The 20,035-nt window shown below is 71.9% G+C and carries 8 protein-coding genes; 4 read left to right on the top strand and 4 right to left on the bottom strand.

Going from position 1 to position 20,035, the window contains the following annotated elements:
• Positions 1-346 precede the first annotated feature (346 nt).
• From IPG72_02790 to IPG72_02775, 4 genes are all read right to left on the bottom strand, one after another.
• A complete protein-coding gene (locus tag IPG72_02790) occupies positions 347-964 on the bottom strand; it encodes a hypothetical protein (GenBank protein MBK6767958.1) in 618 nt (205 codons plus the stop codon).
• Positions 927-5,468, bottom strand: a complete 4,542-nt coding sequence (locus IPG72_02785) for an SBBP repeat-containing protein (protein MBK6767957.1) — start codon at positions 5,466-5,468, stop codon at positions 927-929. Before IPG72_02785 ends, IPG72_02790 begins: the two co-directional genes overlap by 38 nt.
• Before the next feature lie 334 nt (positions 5,469-5,802).
• Positions 5,803-9,444: a DUF11 domain-containing protein gene (locus tag IPG72_02780; GenBank protein ID MBK6767956.1), complete on the bottom strand. Its 3,642-nt coding sequence runs from the start codon at positions 9,442-9,444 to the stop codon at positions 5,803-5,805.
• Between the two features lie 165 nt (positions 9,445-9,609).
• Positions 9,610-13,794 (bottom strand): hypothetical protein, encoded by a 4,185-nt coding sequence (locus IPG72_02775; protein ID MBK6767955.1) that lies wholly within the window; start codon positions 13,792-13,794, stop codon positions 9,610-9,612.
• A gap of 392 nt (positions 13,795-14,186) precedes the next feature.
• Between IPG72_02775 and IPG72_02770 the strand changes: the two genes are divergently transcribed.
• The 4 genes from IPG72_02770 to IPG72_02755 all read left to right on the top strand — a co-directional run bounded on the left by IPG72_02770 (position 14,187) and on the right by IPG72_02755 (position 19,990).
• Positions 14,187-14,765: a hypothetical protein gene (locus IPG72_02770; protein ID MBK6767954.1), complete on the top strand. Its 579-nt coding sequence runs from the start codon at positions 14,187-14,189 to the stop codon at positions 14,763-14,765.
• Positions 14,749-15,417, top strand: coding sequence for a hypothetical protein (locus IPG72_02765; GenBank protein MBK6767953.1), 669 nt, complete (start codon positions 14,749-14,751; stop codon positions 15,415-15,417). The genes IPG72_02770 and IPG72_02765 overlap by 17 nt, the downstream gene beginning before the upstream one ends.
• 145 nt (positions 15,418-15,562) lie before the next feature.
• Entirely contained in the window at positions 15,563-19,096 is a 3,534-nt protein-coding gene (locus IPG72_02760) for a VWA domain-containing protein (protein ID MBK6767952.1), read from the top strand.
• A 27-nt stretch (positions 19,097-19,123) separates the two neighbouring features.
• Positions 19,124-19,990, top strand: a complete 867-nt coding sequence (locus IPG72_02755; protein ID MBK6767951.1) for a CPBP family intramembrane metalloprotease — start codon at positions 19,124-19,126, stop codon at positions 19,988-19,990.
• Positions 19,991-20,035: the final 45 nt, after the last annotated feature.

Below are 20,035 nucleotides of genomic sequence, written 5' to 3'. Positions count from 1 at the left end.
CGAGATGTGAGCCGGAGATACGGGAGCGCCTGTCATTTTCGGCAGCAATGCCATTGATCCAGCCGATTCTGCGCCGCATCCGCGCACCGCGTGCAGAACGATAAGCAGATTTGCAGCACATGCCGACGGACGGCCGCCCCGCACGCGACGGCCCGCAGTCGGGTCTGAACGGCAGCCGAAGCACGGTGATTCGAGCGCCGAGCCCCAGTGGTTCGCCGTCGGAATGCCGGGCAAACAGCAGCCGCCCCCGGGGAATCCCCGGGGGCGGCTGTCGACGAGCGTCGCGGTGGCGGTTCTTCAGTCAGACCGGGCGCTGCCCGGTCCGCCGGCCGAACCGGCCGATCGGCTAGTTGATCTCGAAGTCCACGCTACCGATCGACTGCGGCGGGGTCGTGTCGCAGTTGTTCTGCATCATGAGCGTGTAAGCCCCTGGTGCATTCGGGATCTGGAACGTGTACGACGAGCCGGCGCCGAGACCCTGGAAGTCCGGCTTGTTGTTCTCGATGAAGTTCTCGCACTCGGCGTTCGGGTTGAACCCGTCCGGTCCGATGAACAGCGCGAGCAACAGGTCCTGACCCGCAAGGCCGCAGCTCGCACCGTTGAACGGCGCCAGCGTGACCGTGTTGATCGTGACCGTCATGTCGTTCGTGCCGGGGCAGACGGAGAACTCGTGCGTGCCCCAGTTGCGGTCGTTCACGCCCGCGTTCGTGCAGTTGCCGCCACCGACATCACCGCGCGGGTACGCCGAGAACGGCGCGCCGCCCGGGATCTCGATCGTCGCCGCACCGAAGCCGGCCGCGACGCAGTCACCCGGAGCCGGGCGGTTGTCCACGAAGCCCGGGCACAGCGGCAGCGGGCCCATGAAGCAGAACTCGAACAGCGGCTCGCCCTCTTCGTCGAACGTCTGGGCGAACGGGATGCCGCGGTCACCCGCCGACTCGTCGCCCGGTACGTCCTCGCCCAAGTGCGTCCCCCTTGCGCTCCACCGACACGGCGCCGAGGCCGACCAGGTTGCGCAGGAAGAAGCCCGTGTCGTCGAACACGTCGTGCTCCCAGAACCAGGCGCTGATGATCGCCGAGCCCTTGAAGCCGTCGCTGATGTAGCCCCACGTCTGGAGGTCGATGTACTCGACCTGCTTCTCGTTCAGCTTCTGGCACACGTAGTCCAGCAGGCCGTTCTGGTCGTAGAAGTAGATCACGAGGTCGGTGAAGCCGGGCTTCGGTACGACGTTCGCGATCGCGATCTCCGACGTCAGGCCGCTGTTCTCCAGGTCCTTCAGCAGCGACGGGATCGCGATGAGCCCGATGCCGCTATCCAACCCGCCGCCGCCGAAGCCGAGCTGCCAGTCGTAGATCTTGTGCTCGGGCAGCATGTTGTAGGCGATCGCCTCGCTCTTCGAGGTCCGCGCCACGTCCGTGTACTTGATCAGCGTCACGATGCCCACGATGTTCGGCGCGAGCACGTTCGGGCTGCCCGGCGAGATCCACTCCTGGCTCTCCGCGCGCGCGCTCCCGACCCAGTTCCCCGGCAGGTCGAACACGACCGGCAGGAAGAACGTCTGGCTCCCGCGCGGGCAGACCCAGTCCACCAGCGTCGTGATGATGTCGCCGCCGCGGTCCAGGAAGTAGATCTTCACCTTCGCCGCGAACACCGCGCTCAGGTTCTGCACCTGGATGCCGGCGTCCCAACCCTGGTACTCGCTGTACGTCAGCGGCGCGAACGCCACCTGGTTCCCGTCGCGCGTCGTCGACTTGTTCGGGTCGAACGTGTAGTTGATCTCACCCGGCTCGCCGACGTAGGTCATCAGGACGTCGCCGCCGATGATGTCCACCGCGATGCCCATCACCTGGGTCGAGCGGATCCACGCGCTGCCCTGGAAGTCCGGGCCGACGCAGTCGTTCGCGTCCAGCTGGTAGGTCTCGCCCGGCGCCAGCGTCGCGATGTCGCAGATCGTCGCGCGCAGGCAGTCGTCGCGGGCCTTGAACCAGATCTCCAGCGACGAGCACATGAGGCCGCCGTTCTGGATGTAGATGATCGTGTTGAAGCCAGCGGCGCTGGCGTACACGAGCGGCACGTAGTAGCTGTAGCCGCCGTAGACCTCGTCGTACGTGCCGAGGTGCGTACCGGCCAGGCCGTTGTACTTGCTCGTCACGTCCACGCCCGGGGTCGCGTCGCCGGGGCAGCTGCGGTGCACGTCGACCGCGAGCAGGCCGTCGCCGGAAGCGCGGACCATGTCGATGCCGTCGAACACGAGGCCCTCGTTGTAGGCCTTCTTGAAGCGGCGATAGTCGTCCGCGTCACCGACGACGTTGAAGAAGAGGACTTCGCAGACGTAGTCGCCCGTGATGTCGTCCTCGGGGATGACGTCGATGCCGTCCTCGGACAGCTGGCGGGCCGACAGCTTGAAGAGGATACCGCTCTTCGAGCCGGTCGGAACCTGCGCGCCGTAGAGGTTCCACGTGCTGCCGGGCTTCAGGAGGCCGGTGCACTCCACCTTCAGCGGGCCGGCGGCCTGCGGCGGGCAGAAGCCCGGCTCGCCCCACGTGACCAGGGCCGCCTTGGCGATCCGGCAACCGATGTTCTGAACCTCGATCCAGCTCTCGCAGACGTCGTCCTGGCCCTGGAAGTTCAGGATCGGGAGGTGGACCTGCTTGCCGAGCTGGTTGTTCGGCCAGACCGTCGGGAAGCAGTTGAGCGTGAAGCCCAGCGCGTCCTGCGGGAAGCTCTCGTTGATCCCGTCATCGTCCGTGTCGTAGAACAGCGTCTGGTTGACCGGGATGACCGTCCCGGCAGCCAGGCCGCCGGCGATGCGGACCATCCAGGCGAACTGGATCACGCCGCCCGACGGGATGTCGGCGTCGACGCTGACGCTGCTGGCGCTGACCTGGCAGTTGCCGGCGCCGACGAAGAACGCGCACGAGCCGGGCTGGCCGGCCAGCAGGCCGCCGTCCCAGGATGCGACGTACTCCGGCCCGGCGCCCAGCTGATCCGAGAGGCCGGTGTTCGTGATCTCGATCGTGATCTGGACGAAGTTGCCGGGCGCGAGGCACTCCTCGTTCTCCGGCAGCTGCTGCACCGCGTACGGCAGGACGGCCCCGTCCGCCGCCACCGGCGCCGCCGCGTCGGCCTCGGCCGCCGGCGGCTGGACCGCCATCGGCTCGGCGCCGTTGCCGTCCGGGAACGCGATCGGGCTGACGGACGTGCGGACCGAGCCGCGGTTCGTCAGCGCCGAGTTCGTGATGACGAGGTTGGCGCCGCCGCAGTTCAGGTAGGCGTTGCCGATGTCGTAACCGCCTCCGCCGCCGAAGACGGTCGAGCCGCTCGGGATCTGCGGGAAGTTCGCGCTGGCGGTCGTGCCGCTCAGGATCGTCTTGTAGTTGCCGACGATCTCCATGTCCGCGACATGGTCCGTGCTGTTGCCGCCCCAGTAGGTGCTGCAAACGATGTCGCTGAGGTCAGGCAGGAAGATCGTCCGGAAGTAATCGTAGTTGCCGGCGTTCGTCCCCTGGACCTCGCCCGGCGTCGTCGGGAAGTTGGTGGCGGCGGTGTGGCCGGCCACGTAGACCCGGCCGCCGCCGTCGATCCCAATCGCTTTGCCGGTGTCCGTGCTGTTGCCGCCGAGGTACGACGACGCCGCAAGCCCGTTACCCGCGGCGTTGACGATCGTCACGAAGCCGTCGTACACCGCCGAGGCCGCCGGCTGGAACGAGCCGGCCGTCGTCGGGTAGTCCGTCGATGCCGTCGCGCCGGTGACGTACACGCGGCCCGCGGCGTCGACGGCGATCAGGCTATTGTCCGTCTGGTAGAGCGTGCCCGGCGCACACGTGTCGCACGGGCTGAACGGCTCGGTCGAGTTACCGCCGAAGCGCGAGTTGTAGGTCTGCGCCGTCAACGTGGAGTTGAACTTGGCCACGCCGACGTCGTAGTTGCCGCCGCCGCCACCGATGAGCGTCGGATCCGTCGAAAGCGTGCCGTACATCGCGTAGATGTTGTTGCTGGCGTCGACCGCGACGCCGCCGCCGTAGTCCGAGCTGTTGCCGCCGAAGTACGAGAACGCCGTCGCAGCGGAGATGCCGCTGTTCAGGACGATCGCGAAGCCGTCCGGCGAGCCGATGAGGGCCGGGCGGAAGCCGCCGAGCGCCGGCCAGCCGGTCGTCGAGAACGTCTGGCCGGTGACGACGATGTTGCCGTTGGGCATGCGGGCGAGACCGTGCGCGTAGTCGCTGCTGGTCGCGCCGACGCGGGCCGAGGCGACGAGGCCGTTGCCGGCCGCGTTCAGGATGACCATGCCGACATCGGGCGTCCCGCCGGGCGTGCCGATGAGGAACGGCGCGCCGACCCAGAGCGTGCTGAACGTGATCGCCGAGAGGATCACTTCGTTGTTCGGGTTGAGCACGCTGCGGCAGTCCGCGTCCGTGCTGTTGCTGCCGATGTACGTCGAGTACGTGAGCGCCGAGTTGTCGGCGTTCGTCTTCGTGACGAAGCAGTCATAGGTAACGTTGGCCGCGTTCTGGAAGCCGCTCTGCGTCGGGTAGTTCGTCGACGCCGTCCAGCCGGAGGTGTAGAGGTTGCCGGCCCCGTCGCGCGAAATGCCGGACGACAGGTCGGTCGAGCTGCCGCCGAAGCGGCGCGAGAAGAGGACGACCGGGTCGATGACGAGCGGCAGCGCCGGGTTGTAGGCGCCGACCGCGAAGCCGACGGTGTCGCCGACCAGCGTGAACTCCGCGCTCACCGCGCGGCGCTCGCCCGCGACGTCCTGGAACGCGATCAGCCCGGTCTCGGTGAAGTCACCGAGCTGGGTACCGATCTTCAGCAACCCGTTCTCGATCGCGACGCTGTCCGCGCCCTCGAAGCGAAGCTGGATCTGCGACGGGTCGGCGTTCGGCGCGAGGTGGTAGCTCCACTTCACGACCGACTGGCCACCGGGCGCCTGCTGACCAACGGCCATCGGGCCGCCGCCGGTGCGGACCGAGGCCTCGATGCCCGGCCAGACGTCACGGTAGCTCACGCCACCGTAGGCGTTCAGGTCCGTGACCCAGTCCTCTTCCGGACCGACGAGCCAGTTGTGCTTGCCCGCCTGCTGGCCGGTGGGCAGGAGCGCCGTGGCCTCGGATGCGCCCTCGAACGTCACGCGCACCGCGTGGACGTCGGCGCTGTAGACGCCCTGCGGGTCAACCACGTCGGGCTCATTGCCCGTGAGGATCGGGGCCTCACCGGTGTGGTCGTTCGCGACGGCATAGGTGTAGCCGTCCCGCTGCAGCCAGACGTCCACACCGCCACTCTCGGTGTGGAACTGGACAGCCTCGTCCCACTGCCCACCGTTGGGGATGAACCCCAACCGCCCGCCGGTGACTTCCTGTGAAGGCATCTCGGCCGGCTTGCCATGGACCACTGAGCCGTTGGCCACGGCCACGAGGCCGAGCGCCGCCAACGCCATGATGATTCGCGCATTCCAGTGTTTCAACATCCGTCGCAACCCTCTCTTGATTTCGACGCTTACGGTGAGCACAGACGCCTGCGGCGTGCAGAAAGGACTGCGGCGCAGGGGTCACGCAGGGACGGCCACGACGGTTCGGCCCTTTGCGACTGTGCAGGTTAACGCCAGGTGAGCTGCAGAGATACTGCCGGGGGTGTCGAGTTTGGCTACTTCGTCATGGATGCTGCTGGAGAATTCGCATACGCAGCAGCGCCGGGGTTCGGCCGGCGACGTCCCGACGCATTCGCGCGGTCCGGACAGGCCGAGAGGTTCGTGGAGAGAGCCGGCGCGCGACGAGCCCGATGCCCCAGCCCGCGCGAAGGCGTCAGCGCCGCGTGCGGAATCCGATCGGCAGGTACACGCGCGCCGCATCCACCGCCAGTGCCGCCGACGCGTCGAGCGACACCCCGTTGCGGACGCTCGCCCGCACGTGGCCGCTGCCCCGGTCGCCGACCGTGGTTGCGATCTCGATGTCCGCCCGCCCGCCATCGTCCGTCGCCCCCTCGGCGCGGTTCAGCCGCCCGATGTCCGTCGTGAACCGCACGACGACCCCGGGCACCGGGTTGGCGAAGCGGTCGCGGACCGTCGCCCAGCCGTGCACGCGCGCACCGGGCGGCGCCGACGCGGCCGCGAGGAGGAGGTCGAGCGTGACCGGCGGGCCGGGGCGGATATCGAGCGTCACCCTGGCCTGCCGCGCCGCACCGCGCGCCACGATCGTCGCCAGCCCGGTCCGCGTGCCCGTCGTCAGCGTGCTCGTGGCGACGCCCGACGGCGCGGCGAAGCGGCGGGCGGGCGTCATCACGCCGAGGTCGCTTTCGAAGCGCACCTCTTCCCCGCCGGCGCGGTTGCCGTACTGGTCGCGCAGCGTCACCGTGACGGGCACCGTGGCGCCGCCGACCTCCGCCGCCGCAGCGCCGGCCACGAGGTCGAGGAGCGTCGGCGGGCCGGGCATGATCTGGATGCGGGCGATCGCGCCGCGGCCCTCGAGCGTCAGCGCGCGCACGCGCGCCAGCCCGGCGCGCCGGTCGGAGACGAACGTCGCCCGCGCCACGCCGTGTTCCGTCGTGACGAGCTCGGGCGTGACCGTGCCCATCCCGAACTCCGCGGACAGCGACACCGGCGTGCCGTCCTGCGCCGGCCGGCCGAACTTGTCGAACGCCCGGATGACGAGCTCGCCGCTCGCGCCGCCGACGGCGAGCGTTTCCGGGGCCGTGAGCGTCAACGTGTACACGCTCTCGGGCGCGATGACGATCGTCGCCGCAGCAACGTTGTCGGCGGGTGTCCGCTCGGCGGTGCCCGGCGCGAACGCGCGCACCTGGTTCGTCATCGTGAACCGGCTGCCCCAGCGCAGGCTCGTGTCGACGCGGGCGCTGATGACGATCGACCCGCCCTGCCCGGCCGTCAGCCGCGGCGCACTGAAGGCGTACTCGGCCGCCGGGTCCGCTTCGAGCGGTGGCCCGAACGTCTCGATCCGCGCCCCGAGCAGCCCTTGCGGGAACGGTTCCTCGATCCGCAGGCCATACACCGTGCCCGGGCCATTGTTGCGGTAGCGCACCGTATACGTGATGCGCTCGCCCGGGACGACGACCGACTCCGGCTCCACGATCTTGCTGATCGACACGTCCGGCGCCACGAACGCCACGGCCGCCGTGCCCTCGGCCCGGCCGCCGGCATCGGAGGCCGTCGCGCGCACCGTCGCCGTGCCCGCCGCCGCGCCCGCCCGCAGCACACCGGTCACGATCCCGCCGGCCGACACCGCTCGGTGCATCGTCAACGTCCCGAGGTCCGTTGCGCCGGTCACGCCGGTCCCGTCCTGGACCGGGTTGCCGAACGCATCCCGCACCCGTACGACGATCAAGGCTTCGTCGCGGCTGTTCGCGGTCATCGAAGGGCGGGACGGGACGATCTCGACGGCCGCCGGCGGGCCGGCGACGATATCGAGCGTGCCCGTGGCCACCAGCCCGGCCCCGGCGGTGGCCGTCACGACGGCCGTGCCGACGGCGTCGCCGCTCGTCAACCCAACGGTCGCGCGGCCGTCGCGCGTCATCTCGGTCAAGGTCGCCAGCGTCACCCCCGAAGCGGCGAACGTCACGACCGTGCCGTCCGGCGCCGGCCGTCCAAGCCCGTCCTCGACGGCCGCCGTGACCGACGTCGTCCGGCCGCCGACCGCCAGCCGCGGCGCGCCGAACGACAGCCGCATCGCGGACGGCAACCCGGCCACATACCGAATCGTCGCGCTGGCGCTCTTCGCCCCCGCGGCCCCCCACGCCACCGCCGTCACCGTCGCCTCGCCCACGGCGGCGGGCGCCACGACGTGCGCCGTGGCGGTGCCGCCGCGCGTCGTCGGCCCGGCGGCCAGCGCGTCGAGAGCGATCCGCCCGGTCAGCACCGTCGCCGTGAGGACGTGCGGTCCGGGACCGAGATCGCGGGCGATCACGTGGTCGACCCACGTGTCCGCCTCGCCGCGGGCGGACAGGACGACGGCCGGCCGATCGTCGACCGCGACGGAAACGGCGGCGTCGGCGCCCGAGCCATGGCCGAGGCGCAAGAGCGCCGCCGGGGCGTCGAACGCCCACGCCAGCGCATCGCCCGGTCGCTCGCTCCGAACGTAGCTCCCACCGCTGTTCGGCCCGTACGTCGTCGCGCTGAAGACGCCCCACTCGCCCGTGCGCCGCACGGCGCCGCCTTCGGCTTCGGCCGTCCCGCCGCCGCCCTGCAGCGTGCCCGGTCCGACGAGCGCAAAGCTGACGAGCGCGCCGTCCGCCACCGGCCGCCCGACGGCGTCGGCGACGGCGGCGACGAGCGCGGCGCGCGCCTGGCCGTCCGCCTCGATCTGGGGCGGCGTCGGCGCCAGCGTGACCGCGGCCGGGACGCCGTGCGGCGGCTGCCACCGCACGCGCCCGAGCCCGGCGGCATCACGGCCGTCGACGATCGAGCCCTCGATCTCGGGGGCCGTCGAGACCCCCCAATCGTTGTCGCCGGCGAGGACGTCGCTCGTCGTGCCCGAGCCGGCCGTGTTGATCAGCTCGATCGCCGGCCCGTGGTTGCCGCCGAGACGGTTCCCGTCGGCGGCCGCGCCGCCGAGGACGAGCGTGGCCCGCCCGACCGGGGGCAGCGACTCGAAGATGCGCACGCCCGCCGCATAGTCGCGGATCGTCGAACGCCGGACGGTGGCTTGGTCGACGTCGACGAGCACGAGTCCGGCCGCGTCCGAAGCGCCCGCCATCCGAACGTCGTCCACCTGGAGCCGTCCGACCCGCGCCGCGACGAGCGCCGCCGGGTCGCGCGCGTCCGGCGCGTCGTTCGCCCCCGCCAGCCGGGCGGCGGCCGGCGGTTCGTGTTCGAACGAGGAGTCCCGCACCTCGGCCGCGGTGATCCGGGTGTCGACCGCGCCGACAGGTCGACCGGCCGGCCCCGGCTCGCCTGCCCGCCGTCCGAGCAACGCGATACCGCGCGCGCCGGGGACGCCGGCGAAGACGAAGCCGCTCACGGCGGTCGCCGTGATGTCGCCACTGAACGCGTCCACCGTCAGCGCGCCGCTCGACGTGCCCCAGATCGCATGCCGTGCCGGGTCAGGCGTTCCCGGGGACGGGCCGACGCCGGGGCCCTCGAACGACAGCGCCTTGTCGACGACAAGGACGGCTTCCATGTAGCGGCCCGGCCTCACGCGAACGGTGTCCCCGCTCTGCGCCGCATCCACCGCCGCCTGGACGGTGCCGTAGCACGGCGCCAAGCCGCCGCAGCCCGCATCGTCGTCCACGACGCGGACCGTCGCAGCGCGCACGGGCGCGGCGTGCGGCAGATCGACGAGCGGGCTGAGCGCGCCGACGAGGACGACCGCCGCCGCCGTCAGCGCTCGGCCTGCACGCGACGACGATCCGGCGCCAAGCAACGCCCCGGCGCCGCTTGGCCAAGCCCGGCGGGGTCGAGGTATGCGTTCGCGGCGGACGAGGCGGCGTTCGGACATCACTCACTTCATAAGAACGGGCGGCGTAGGTGCGGGGGTACGGGTGGCGCGCTGCCGCTCGGCCCACGGCCCTCACCCCCCGACCCCCTCCCCCAAGTCCGGGGGAGGGGGAGGATCACGGGTCGGACGATGCGGACGAAGGTATGCATCGCGTAGCGAGAGTGCTCAGCGGCAGAACGCCATCTCGATATCGTCCATGAACATCCAGGCCCGCCCGCCCGTACCGTCGTTTACGACGGTGCTGTACAGCCAGAGCCGCTGGTTGCGCCGCAGCGTGACGTCGAAGGTCAGCGTTCGGCGCTGCCATTGCTTGGCGTCGGAGCGGACGTTGAACACCGTGGCGATCGGGCCGCGCTGGCCGCTGCCGTTCAGCGCCGGGTCGATGTCGTAGAGCAGCATGAGCTGGCGATCGGGGCCGCCGCCGGCCTGCGCCTCCTCGAACGTCCACCCGCCCACGATCAGCGTGCGCGCATCCGGCGGCACGAGGACGGGCTGCCACGCGGACGAGTACGACAGGCGGTTCGGCTCGTCGGGCAGGACGCCGAGCACGAGGCTGCGCCGGCCGGCGTGGCCCATCGCGTCCGTGTAGCGCGGCGGGCGGGCGCCGCCGAGCGTCCACGACGCGTCGCTCTCGAAGCCGGCGTTCACGAGCGGTCGGGCGCAACCATCCGGCGTCGGCGCCGGCAGCGGCGTGCGCGTCGGCACGGGCGTGGCCGTCGGGAGCGGCGTGAACGTCGGCGTCGGCGCGGTCGTCCGCGTCGGTGTCGGCGTGTCGCTCGGCACCGGCGTCTCCGTCGGCGTCGGCGTAATCGTCGGGGTGAGCGTCTCCGTCGGCGTCGGCGTGTCCGTCGGTGTATCCGTCGGCGTCGGGGTATCGGTGGCCGTCGGCGTCGCGCTCGGCGTGAGCGTTTCGGTCGGCGTCGCGGTCTCCGTCGGCGTCGGCGTGTCCGTCGGCGTCGGCGTGTCCGTCGGCGTCGGCGTCACGGTCGGCGTGTCCGTGGGCGTCGGCGTGTCGGAGGCGGTCGGCGTCGCGCTCGGCGTGAGCGTCTCCGTCGGCGTCGCGGTGTCCGTCGGCGTCGGCGTGACCGTCGGGCTCAGCGTGGCCGTCGGTGTCAGCGTGGCCGTCGGGCTCAGCGTGGCCGTCGGCGTCAGCGAGGCCGTCGGGCTGGCCGTCGCGGTGTTCGTCGGCCCGGTCGTCGGCGTCGGCGACGGCGGCGTCGTCGACGTGGGGCTCGGCGTCACGCTCGGCGTCGCGGTCGGCGGCGGAGGCGTGGCGGTGCGCGTCGGCGTCGGTGTCGGCGGGGCGACGGTGGCGGTGGCGGTCGGGGGCGCCGTCGGTGGGACGGCGGTGGGCGGCGCCGTTGGCGGGATCGGCGTCGCGGTCGGCGGCGGGGCGGTCGTGGCGTTCGGCGGCGGGGCGACGTCGACGATGGCGCCGCGCCGGCGCAGGTGGATCGGGCGGGCCGTCGGATCGCTCACCATGAGCTCGCTGACGGTCAGCGGCGATCGGCCCGGACCCCGGCCCCGGACCCGGATGCGGGCCACGATGCCGGAGCCTTGCAGCGGCGCCCCTTTCAGCAGCGTCCAGGTGAAGAAGATCTGGCCGTTGGCGACGTCGACGCGGTTCTCGGCGAAGAAGGCACGATCCGCTTCGGGCAGATCGCCCTGTGCGATCTGAACGCCCGGCACGTCCGGGTTCGCATCGACGATCTGGAGAACGTCGGGGTCGAAGTCGAAGACGATCTGCATGCCGTATACATCGACGAGATCGTGCGCCACGACGGCGAGGTCGACGAGGCCGCCCATCGGGATCGCGCTGTAGGGCGGCTCGATCGTCAGCACCTCGAACACCGCCGCTTTCTGATTCAGATACGGCAGGAAGATCCGGCCGACGACGTTTTCGAGCGTCGGGACGGCCGTCGGCCCGCCGGTCGGCGACGGTCCGGGGGTCGGGTCGAGGTCGATGTCATGGCCGAACGGGCTCGTGTTGCCCTCGGCGTCCGTGGCCGTAGCCGTGATGTTCGGTCCCTGGAACAGCCGCGCCACGCGGAAGCGGCCGTCCGCACCAGCTCGGACCGTGAACTCCCAGATCCGGCCCTGGCTGCCGCCGTCCGAGTAGAGATCGACCAAGCTGTTCGCCACGGCCGTCCCCTCGGCGATGAACATCCCGGTGTCCGTCAGGATGGGGGCCGGCAGGTCCTTGTTGGCGCCGTCCAGAAGCACGATCGCCCCGCCGGCGTTGTCGAACATGCTGTTGCGGCGGATCGTGTTGCGCAGCGCCCGTGCGCCGACGACCTTGATGCCGCGGTCCTTGTTGAAGGCGATGATGTTGCCGAACGAGAGGAAGTTCTGGTCGGCGCCATCCGTCACGAGCGCCCCGGCCCCGCCGTTGGGCAGCGGTGTCACGCCGTCGGCGGCGACGCCGATCAGGTTGCTCTGGACGCTCGTGAACTGCGTCAACTCGTCCTTGAGCCAGACGCCGTCGCCGGTGTTGCCGCTGATCGTGTTGCCGTCGGCCCCCGAGACGCCGCCGACGATCGTGCCCTGTGCGCCATCCGCCACGACGACGCCGGTGCCGTTCGGCAGCGCCGCCGTCCCGGCCGCGTTCGTCCCGACCCGGTTCGACGAGACCGCGTTGTCCGTCGTCCCGTCGCCCGTCACGCCGATGCCGTTCGTGTTGCCGCTGACGACGTTCGGCGCGTTGGAAGCGCCGACGATGCTCTGATGGGCGCCCTCGGTGACGAGGATGCCGTAGCCGGCGTTGCCGGCCGCCTGCCCGGCGCGGTCGACGCCCACCTTGTTGCCGAGAACCTCGGTCGTGGCCACCTCCCCGCCGCGCAGCACGATGCCGTTGATGTTGTTCACGACGATGTTGCCGTCGCCGGCCGTCCGGCCGCCGATGTGGTTGTGCTCGGCCACGCCGCGCACGACGATCGCGCTCTCGAAGTTGCGAAGCTCGATCGCCTTGATCACGTTGTCGCTCGAGGTGATGGTCAACCCGTCGAACATCATCGGGATCTCGGGGCTGATGCCGGCCGAGACGACGACGCCGGCGCCCGTGCCGTCGATCGTGTCGTTGCCGGTCGACAGCGGCGGAAGCGATGGCTTGGGCGCCGGCAGCGCGTTCGGGTCGTCGCCCGAGTTCGGATTCACGCCGGCCGGCGGCTGGACGTTGATCGTCGCCGGGGCGTCCGGCGGGAAGACGGCCGGCGCGAAGCGGATCGTGTCGGCCGACAGCGGGCCGGGCGCGCCGCTGATCCGGGCGCGTTCGGCGGCGGAGAGGGCGGCCAACGCCAGATCGCCCGTCGCAAGGCGGATCGCCTCGCGCAGGCTGAGCGTCGCGTTGCCCACCGTGTCCGGATCGGCGGTCGTGTTCACGCTCAGCGTGCTCTTGAGGTCCTGGGTGGCGGTGGCCGTCGGCGTCGCGGACGGCGGCGGCAGCGTCTCGGTCGGCATCGGGATGCTCGTCGCCGGCTGGGTCGGCGACGGGCCGGTCGTGGCGGTGCGGGTGGGGGTGCGGGTGTTCGTGGGCGACGGCGTGACCGTCGGGGTGTTCGAGGCGAGCGGGGTGCCGCCGGTCGGGCCCGGGAAGACGGCCGGCGTGCTCGTCGGCGTAGCGGGCGTCGTCGTCGGCTGAAGGGTGCCGGTGGGTGTCGCACCGGTCGGCACGAGCGGGAACCACGTGTTGAAGACGCCCTGGTGCTGCGTGACCCGTTGGATCGCGTCGAGCGGGCTCGCGCTGTCGTAGTTGGCGGGTGGCGCGACGACACGGATGAGCGTGTCGACCGCGTCGTGCATCGCACAGCTCGGCTCCTCGTTCCCGAACGTCAGGTAGCTCCGGACAACGAAGAACTGAACGACGTTCAGGTTGGCGCCCTCCAGCCACGGCTCGGCCGGGTCGAACGCCTTGTCGCGGTCAAGATCCTCGTACGCGCCGATGCAGATCTCGATCTTCGTGACCTCGAGGTTGAGCGTCAGGTCTTCTCCGGCATTGAAGAACTCGATGTTGTCCGCTGGGACGCCGTGCACCCGGAAGCGGACGCGCTCACCCTCCGCCGGGCCTTCGATGGCGCCCGTCGCCGGGTCGTCGCCCGGGACGTTGATGCTGAAGACGTGCGTGCCGCCCTCGCCCGAGACCACCGGCGCCATCGCGATCTGGACGGCGCCGACATGCGCGCTGACGATCATGCCGAACGGCGCGGGTGCGCCGTAGTACGACACGGTGCCGGCGTAGTGAGCGGGCGCGGGCGGGGCCAGCGGCGCGGCGTCGGCGCCTTGGCCGGCGGCCAGCGTCCAGACCGCGGCAACGACGGCGGCGGTGATCATCCGGACTCGCATGGGGGGTCGCATCGCTTGCCTCCTGGCCATGCTGGGGCCGCGCCCCAGCGCTCATCGTCGGCAAGTGTACCATGCCTTAATGCTATTGTCACTAGTCAATCCGCCGCCCGGCCCTCCGTGCCCGACAACAGCCGTTAAGAGTTGCGTGCGGAGAGAGCCCTTGACGCGGGCCGAGCGACTCGTTAGACTGGGTCGGAAGCTCCCCACATGCTGACGTCCCTGACGGTCACCGCGTCGCCGCCTCCATGGCCGATGCGGTCGGGGCGTCGCCGGCACCAGCGCCAGCCGGTTCGATGAGGCCGTCGTGCAACGGGCACTGATGCGAGTTCGATGCCCGAGAAAGGCCCGAGGGGATGGCGTCGCACGCGCCGTCAGCGGATCGAAGGACTGCGTGGCAGACCCGCTTGGTGCCGCGCGCTCTCGCCGCGCTCGCCGGCGCGCTGGCGGTCCTCGCCGCGATGCCCTTCGTCGGCCTGCCCTTTGTGCCGGCGCCCGTCGTCCGGGCGCAGAGCGATCAGCCGAGCCTCTGCCACCCCGAGCGGACGAACCGCACGGAAGCGGCCCCGGCGCGCATCCGGCGCGCCGAGAAGGCGATCGTGAGCACGTTCCTGAGCTTCAGCTGCCCGGCACCGATCGAACCGGCCCACACCGTGCTCGTCACCGACGCCGCGCTCGTCGCCTCGGACGCCGGCGTGCGCCAGGGCCTCGCGTCGTTGTCCGCCCGCCTGGTGATCACGTCGAACGCGTACGCGCGCATCGGGCGCATCGACTTCGGTCCGGGGGCGCGGACGATGTGCGGCGTGATCAATGACCCCGAAGAGGTGGCGCTCTGCCTGAGCGGCGAAGGGGTCGACGTGCCCGACCCGCAGCAGCCCGATTCGGCGCCGACGCTGTCCGAGGCGATCCGCCAGGCCCACATCCGGCTCGTGCGCGCGCGACGACGATCCGCCCTCACCCGACAACCCGGTGCGCGCCGCGCGTGACATCCTCGTCCTCGTCGCCGGCGCGACCACGTTGCCGGACGGAGCGGCGGAGCGCGCGGCGCTCTGCGCGGACGTCGCCCCCCCGCTGGCCGAAGCGGCGGCGGCGGGCATCGAGGTCCGGCTGGCGTGCGCCGGCGACGGGTGCGCCACGACGTGCCTGGGCGACGCCGCTCGCGCCGCCGCCGGCCGAGGCGAGGCCGTCGTCGCGTGGCACGAGGCCGTCGACGAGCTCGTCGGCCGCGCCTGGGCCACGGAGGCGCGCGTCTGGCGGCTCGACGTCCGCGAGAGCCTCAACCGCGGCGCGAACCGCTTCGGGCAGCCGACGGACGGCCGCGTCTGGTCCGTCGTGCCCGGCTCGTTCGACCCGCCGATCCCGCACGACCGCGAGAGCACCGCGCTGCAGTGGACGTTGACCCAGCCGATGTCGAAGACCGTCACGCTGACGTACCACGTGCTGTCCCAAATGGAGCACGGCACGTTCACGCTGCGCCAGTCCGGCGAGTACAGCGCCGTGGCGATCGTCCACGACACGCGCGGCGGCTTCGGCCTCTATCGGCTGAACAACCCGACGATCGTCGTCGCCGGCTGGGGACCGTTCGTGGCGTTCATGCCGCGGTTGGGGCGGACGTTTTCGCGCGTGCACTCGTATTAGCCGCGCTTCCAGACCGATTGCCCATATCTTGGGCTTGCTTGCCGCGTCCTTTATGATAAGCTAACCTGACCGCGGCTTCCGACCGGGCCATCGGCCCGCACGACGCCGCGCCTGTCCGTTCATGCGCCTCGAGAGACGGACGTCCATGACCCCAGCCGCCGCGCCCGACGGGCCGAACACGCCCCCCGCCGCCCCGGTGTCGCGCGCTCGGCCGACGCCGCGGCGACCGTGGCAGCGCACATTGGCGTTCGCCGCGGCCGGCAGCGTCGCCCTCGTGCTCGCGGCCGCGCTGCCCGAAGGCGGCGGCCGGGCGGCGCCGGCGCGGCGCGCGGCGTCCGACGGCGGCTACGTCCGCGTCGACAGCTGGCCGATCCCGGTTGCGCCGCGCCTGCCGATCGACGTCGCGCTCTCGCCCGCCGGCCATCTCTACGCCGCCGACGGCCGCGACAACGCCGTGTTCCACTACGATGCCCGCGGGACGCTGATCGAAGCCCTCGACCGCCCGTCCCTCCTGGCCCCCGACCCGACGCTGGCGTTCGTGCCCGTCGCGGTCGTGGCCGACGGCGAGCGGGGCCAGGTGCACATCCTGTGGCGACGCCACGCCCTCGACCCCGCGTTCACGGCCGACGGCATCGTGCTGGACACGCGCCGCCTGGACGCGGCGGGCGCCGGTGACACGGACTACCTCCGCCAACCGATCTGGCTCGGCAACGACCCCGCCCTGATCGACGTGCGCGATGCGGCGCTCCACCGGCCGAGCGGCAGCCTGTACGTCCTGGGCAACGGCGAGGTCTTCCGGATCCGGACGAACGGCACGATCGACCAGCGCTTCACGCTGCCGCCGTTCGATCGAGCGGCCACGCGGCTGGCAGTGCTCGGCGACAACCGCGTCCTCATCGCACGCCCGGCGGACAAGGCGATTGCGGCGTACAAGGCGGACGGAACGCCGGACGGCATCCTCACGGTGTTGGACGAGGCGCCGGCCGCGCTGTCCGTCGGCCAGGACGGCAGCCTGCACGTCCTCGTTCGCTCTCGGGACAGCGTCGACCCCGGCCAGCCGCTCGTGCTGAGCCTTGCGCCGACCGGCATCATCCTGCAGGCACACGCCGCCGCCGCCCTCGGCGCGCCGCCGCTGCCGGCCACGCCTTGGCCGTGGAGCCTCGACACGCCGGCCAACGACCACTTCGCGCTCACGTCGGGCGACGAGCACTTCACGACGACGGTCCATCGACCGGGCTCGTTCCAGCCGCCGCTGCTCGTGGGTGCGCCGATCACATCCACGTGGCGTCCGGCGCCGACGCCGTACCATGCCGACGAGGATCTCGTCCTCGCACCCGCGCCGGACGGTGAGATCTTCGCCCTCGACCGCCGCGACGCCCGGGTGCTGGCCTACGCGCCCGACGGTGCCGTCCGCTTCGTGGCCGATGCGCCGCCGGACGCGCTCGACCTGGCGGTCGGGCCGGGCGGGGCCGAGGACCTGTTCGTGACGACGACCGGCGACGAGGTCATGCGGCTCGATCCGGGCGGGCCAGGCCCGCGCTGGCGCGTGCCGTGCGGCTGCCACCTCGGCGGTCGGATCGCCACGGGCGGTGGGTCGGTGTTCGTCAGCCAGCCGCGCGAACGGCGGATCCGGGTGCTGAACGCGCTGTCTGGCGCGGTCGAGCGCCACTACGCCCAAGCCGGCACCGCGCTCTGGCCGTACGACTTGACGTGGCAGAGCGGCTTCGTGTACGCGACCGATCTCATCGAGACCCAGATCCAGGCGTTCCCGCCGCCGCCGCTGCCCGCCACCACGTTCCCGGCCGGCCTGCTCGCCGGGCCACGCCGGATCGCGCCGGCGCAGGTCAGCGGCGATGGGATGCTCAAGCTCGACGCGCTGGCGGCGGTGATGGCCGACGGCTGGGTCGAGCTGCACGATCCGAATGCCGCCAACCTGCTCGCACGCTTCCGCCCCGTCCTCGAGAACGAAACGCCGCTCTTCCCGTCGGACATCGCGGGCGCGCTGGACCTCGTCTACCTGGCCGATGCCGCGCGCCGGACGATCCACGTCTTCAGCGCCGGCTACGGCATCCCGCGCACCCCCGAGGCCCCGACGCCGACGCCGACGCCGGCCGCGGCGAGCTGCGAGGTTACGGGCGACAAGCACGCGTCGCCTTCGACGATCGTCGAGGGCGACGCGGCCCGCGTCACGCTCAGCCTGCGCGCCCGCTGCCCGGACCGCACCCGGCTCATCGGGGCGGACATCGTCCTCGTCATCGACCGCTCGGCGTCCATGCGCGGCGCGCCGCTGGAGGCGGCCCGCGGCGCGGCCCGCGCCTTCGCCGAGCTGCTCGACGTGCGCCACCACCGCCTCGGCCTGACGTCGTTCGCCGGCGAGGCGACGATGGACTACGGGCTGACGGACGACGTGGCGACGATCATCGACCACCTCCAGGCGCTCACACCCGACGGCGGGACGAACATCGCCGCCGGCCTCGAGCGGGCCGGCGACAACCTGACGCGCTTCGGACGGGTCGAGGCGCTGCCGGTGATCGTCCTGCTCACGGACGGGCGGCAGAACCCGGACATGCCCGACCCGGTGCAGGCGGCGGTCGGGCTGCGGGCCAAGGGTGTCCAGATCTTCACGATCGGCCTCGGGCCGAGCATCGACGTGGCGTCGCTGAACGGCATCGCCGGCGCGCCCGATCGTGTGTATACGGCGCCGACCCCGAGCGACCTCTTCCCGATCTACCGCCAAGTGCTGCGCGTCGTCGTCGAGAGCTTGGCGGGCAACGTGATCCTCACGGACACGCTCTCCAAGCGCGTGTCGCTCGTCGACGGCTCGGTCTCGCCGCCGGCGCGGCCGCTGGGTGACCGGCTGGAGTGGGGGCGATCGATCCTCCCGGCCAACGGGATCACGCTGACCTACCTCGTCCGCCCGATCGGCCGCGGTTGCATGCCGACGAACGACCAGGCGCAGGCCGAGTACACGGACGCCGACGGCGCCCGCCGGATCTTCACGTTCCCGGTCCCGACGGTGTGCGTCGTCCCGCCGACGCCGTCCCCGACGCCGACGCTGACGCCCGCGCCGACGGCGACGCCCGTGCCCCAGCCGGCCTACCTGCCGCTGGCCTACCGCAACTTCTGCAAGCCGGTCGCCGCGGGCGTCGACGTCGTGCTGCTCATCGACATTTCCGACAGCATGACCGGCGCCAAGCTGTCGCAGGCGCTGCGCGCCGCCACGGTTTTCGTCGGCGAGCTCTCGCTCGACACGGGCGACAAGGCGGCCGTCATCGGCTTCGACGGCGAGGCGCGCGTGGCGGCGCAGCTCACGAGCGACAAGGCGGCGCTCGAGCGCGCGATCACGGGCCTGAGGAGCGGCAGCGGGACGCGGATCGACCGCGCGCTGCAGGCGGCGGAGCGCGAGCTGCGCAGCCCGCGCCACACCGTCGGCCACCGCGCGGCGGCGGTCCTGCTGTCCGACGGCCGCCAGAGCGGCCCGACGACGGTCGTCGACAACGCGGCCGCCCAACTGCGCGCCGTGCCGGCGCTGCTCTTCGCCGTCGGCTTGGGCGATGGCGTGGACACGGCGCTCCTGAGGGGCATTGTCGGCGATCCCCGGCGCTACTTCTTTGCGCCGGGGCCGAACCAGCTCGAGGGGATCTACCGGACGATCGCCGAGGCGATCCCGTGCCCGTAGCGGACGCTGACCCGGGGGCAGGCGATCGTGGCGCGGGGTAGGCGGATGGGGCGGGCGGACGGGGCCGAGTTGGGGCTCGGCGGTCTCGGTGGGACGTCCTCACGGGAGGCGTCCGGTGCGCCGCTCGACACGCGGCGCTATCTGGCGCTTTCGAAGACGCCGACGTACGGCGTGCTGGCCGCGCTGCCGCTCCTGCTGCTGTACGACGTCCTCATCGCGTTCGTCAATCGCGGCCAGCGCGTGTCGGTCCGGAACGGCGCCGAGGTGCTGCTCGGCCGAGCGCTGGCGGCCGTCGGTGCGCCGACGGCGCTCGGCCTGACGGCGGTGCTGGCGGTGCTCGGCGTGCTGTTCGTGGTCCGCGAGCAGCGGCGGGCGCCGGTGCCGCTCGATCGGCGGGTGTTCGGCAGGATGGCGGCCGAGAGCGCGGTGCTGGCGATCCTCATCGGGCCGGTGGTCCGGACGGCGACGTCGATCGTGCTGGCGCCGCTGCCCGGTCCATCGCTGGCGATCCCGACGATCGGCTTCCCCCCGCTGGCGATGACCGCGCAGCCGTCGAACGGGCCGCTCGCGCAGATCGCTCTGAGCCTCGGCGCGGGGCTGTACGAGGAACTCGTGTTCCGCGTGATCCTCGTGACGGCCATCGCGTGGGCGGTGCGGGCATCGGGGAAGACGTCGGCGCGAGGGGCGCTGGCGGTGGCGGTGGTGACGGGCGCGGTGTTGTTCAGCGCGGCGCACTATCGGCCGTTCAACCCGGCGGGCGAGACGCTCCTGTTGACGTCGTTCGCCTACCGCTTCATGGCGGGGTTGGCGTTCAGCGCGCTGTTCGCGGTGCGCGGGTTCGGGGTGACGGCGTGGACGCATGCGTTGTACGACGTCTGGGTGGTGCTGCGGTAGGGGCGTGCGCCGGAGCGGGTCGATCGGGCGCGCGAATCGCGCGCC

This window comes from Candidatus Avedoeria danica, from assembly GCA_016703025.1.
In the GTDB taxonomy this organism is placed as follows: domain Bacteria; phylum Chloroflexota; class Anaerolineae; order Epilineales; family Epilineaceae; genus Avedoeria; species Avedoeria danica.
Note: the sequence above shows the minus strand (reverse complement) of the source record. Positions and strands in the feature narration are given on the sequence as shown.

Coding starts and splice junctions, on each gene's coding strand:
- IPG72_02785 (MBK6767957.1), bottom strand. CDS start 5,468: ATGTTGAAACACTGGAATGCGCGAATCATCATGGCGTTGGCGGCGCTC.
- IPG72_02780 (MBK6767956.1), bottom strand. CDS start 9,444: ATGTCCGAACGCCGCCTCGTCCGCCGCGAACGCATACCTCGACCCCGC.
- IPG72_02775 (MBK6767955.1), bottom strand. CDS start 13,794: ATGCGACCCCCCATGCGAGTCCGGATGATCACCGCCGCCGTCGTTGCC.
- IPG72_02760 (MBK6767952.1), top strand. CDS start 15,563: ATGACCCCAGCCGCCGCGCCCGACGGGCCGAACACGCCCCCCGCCGCC.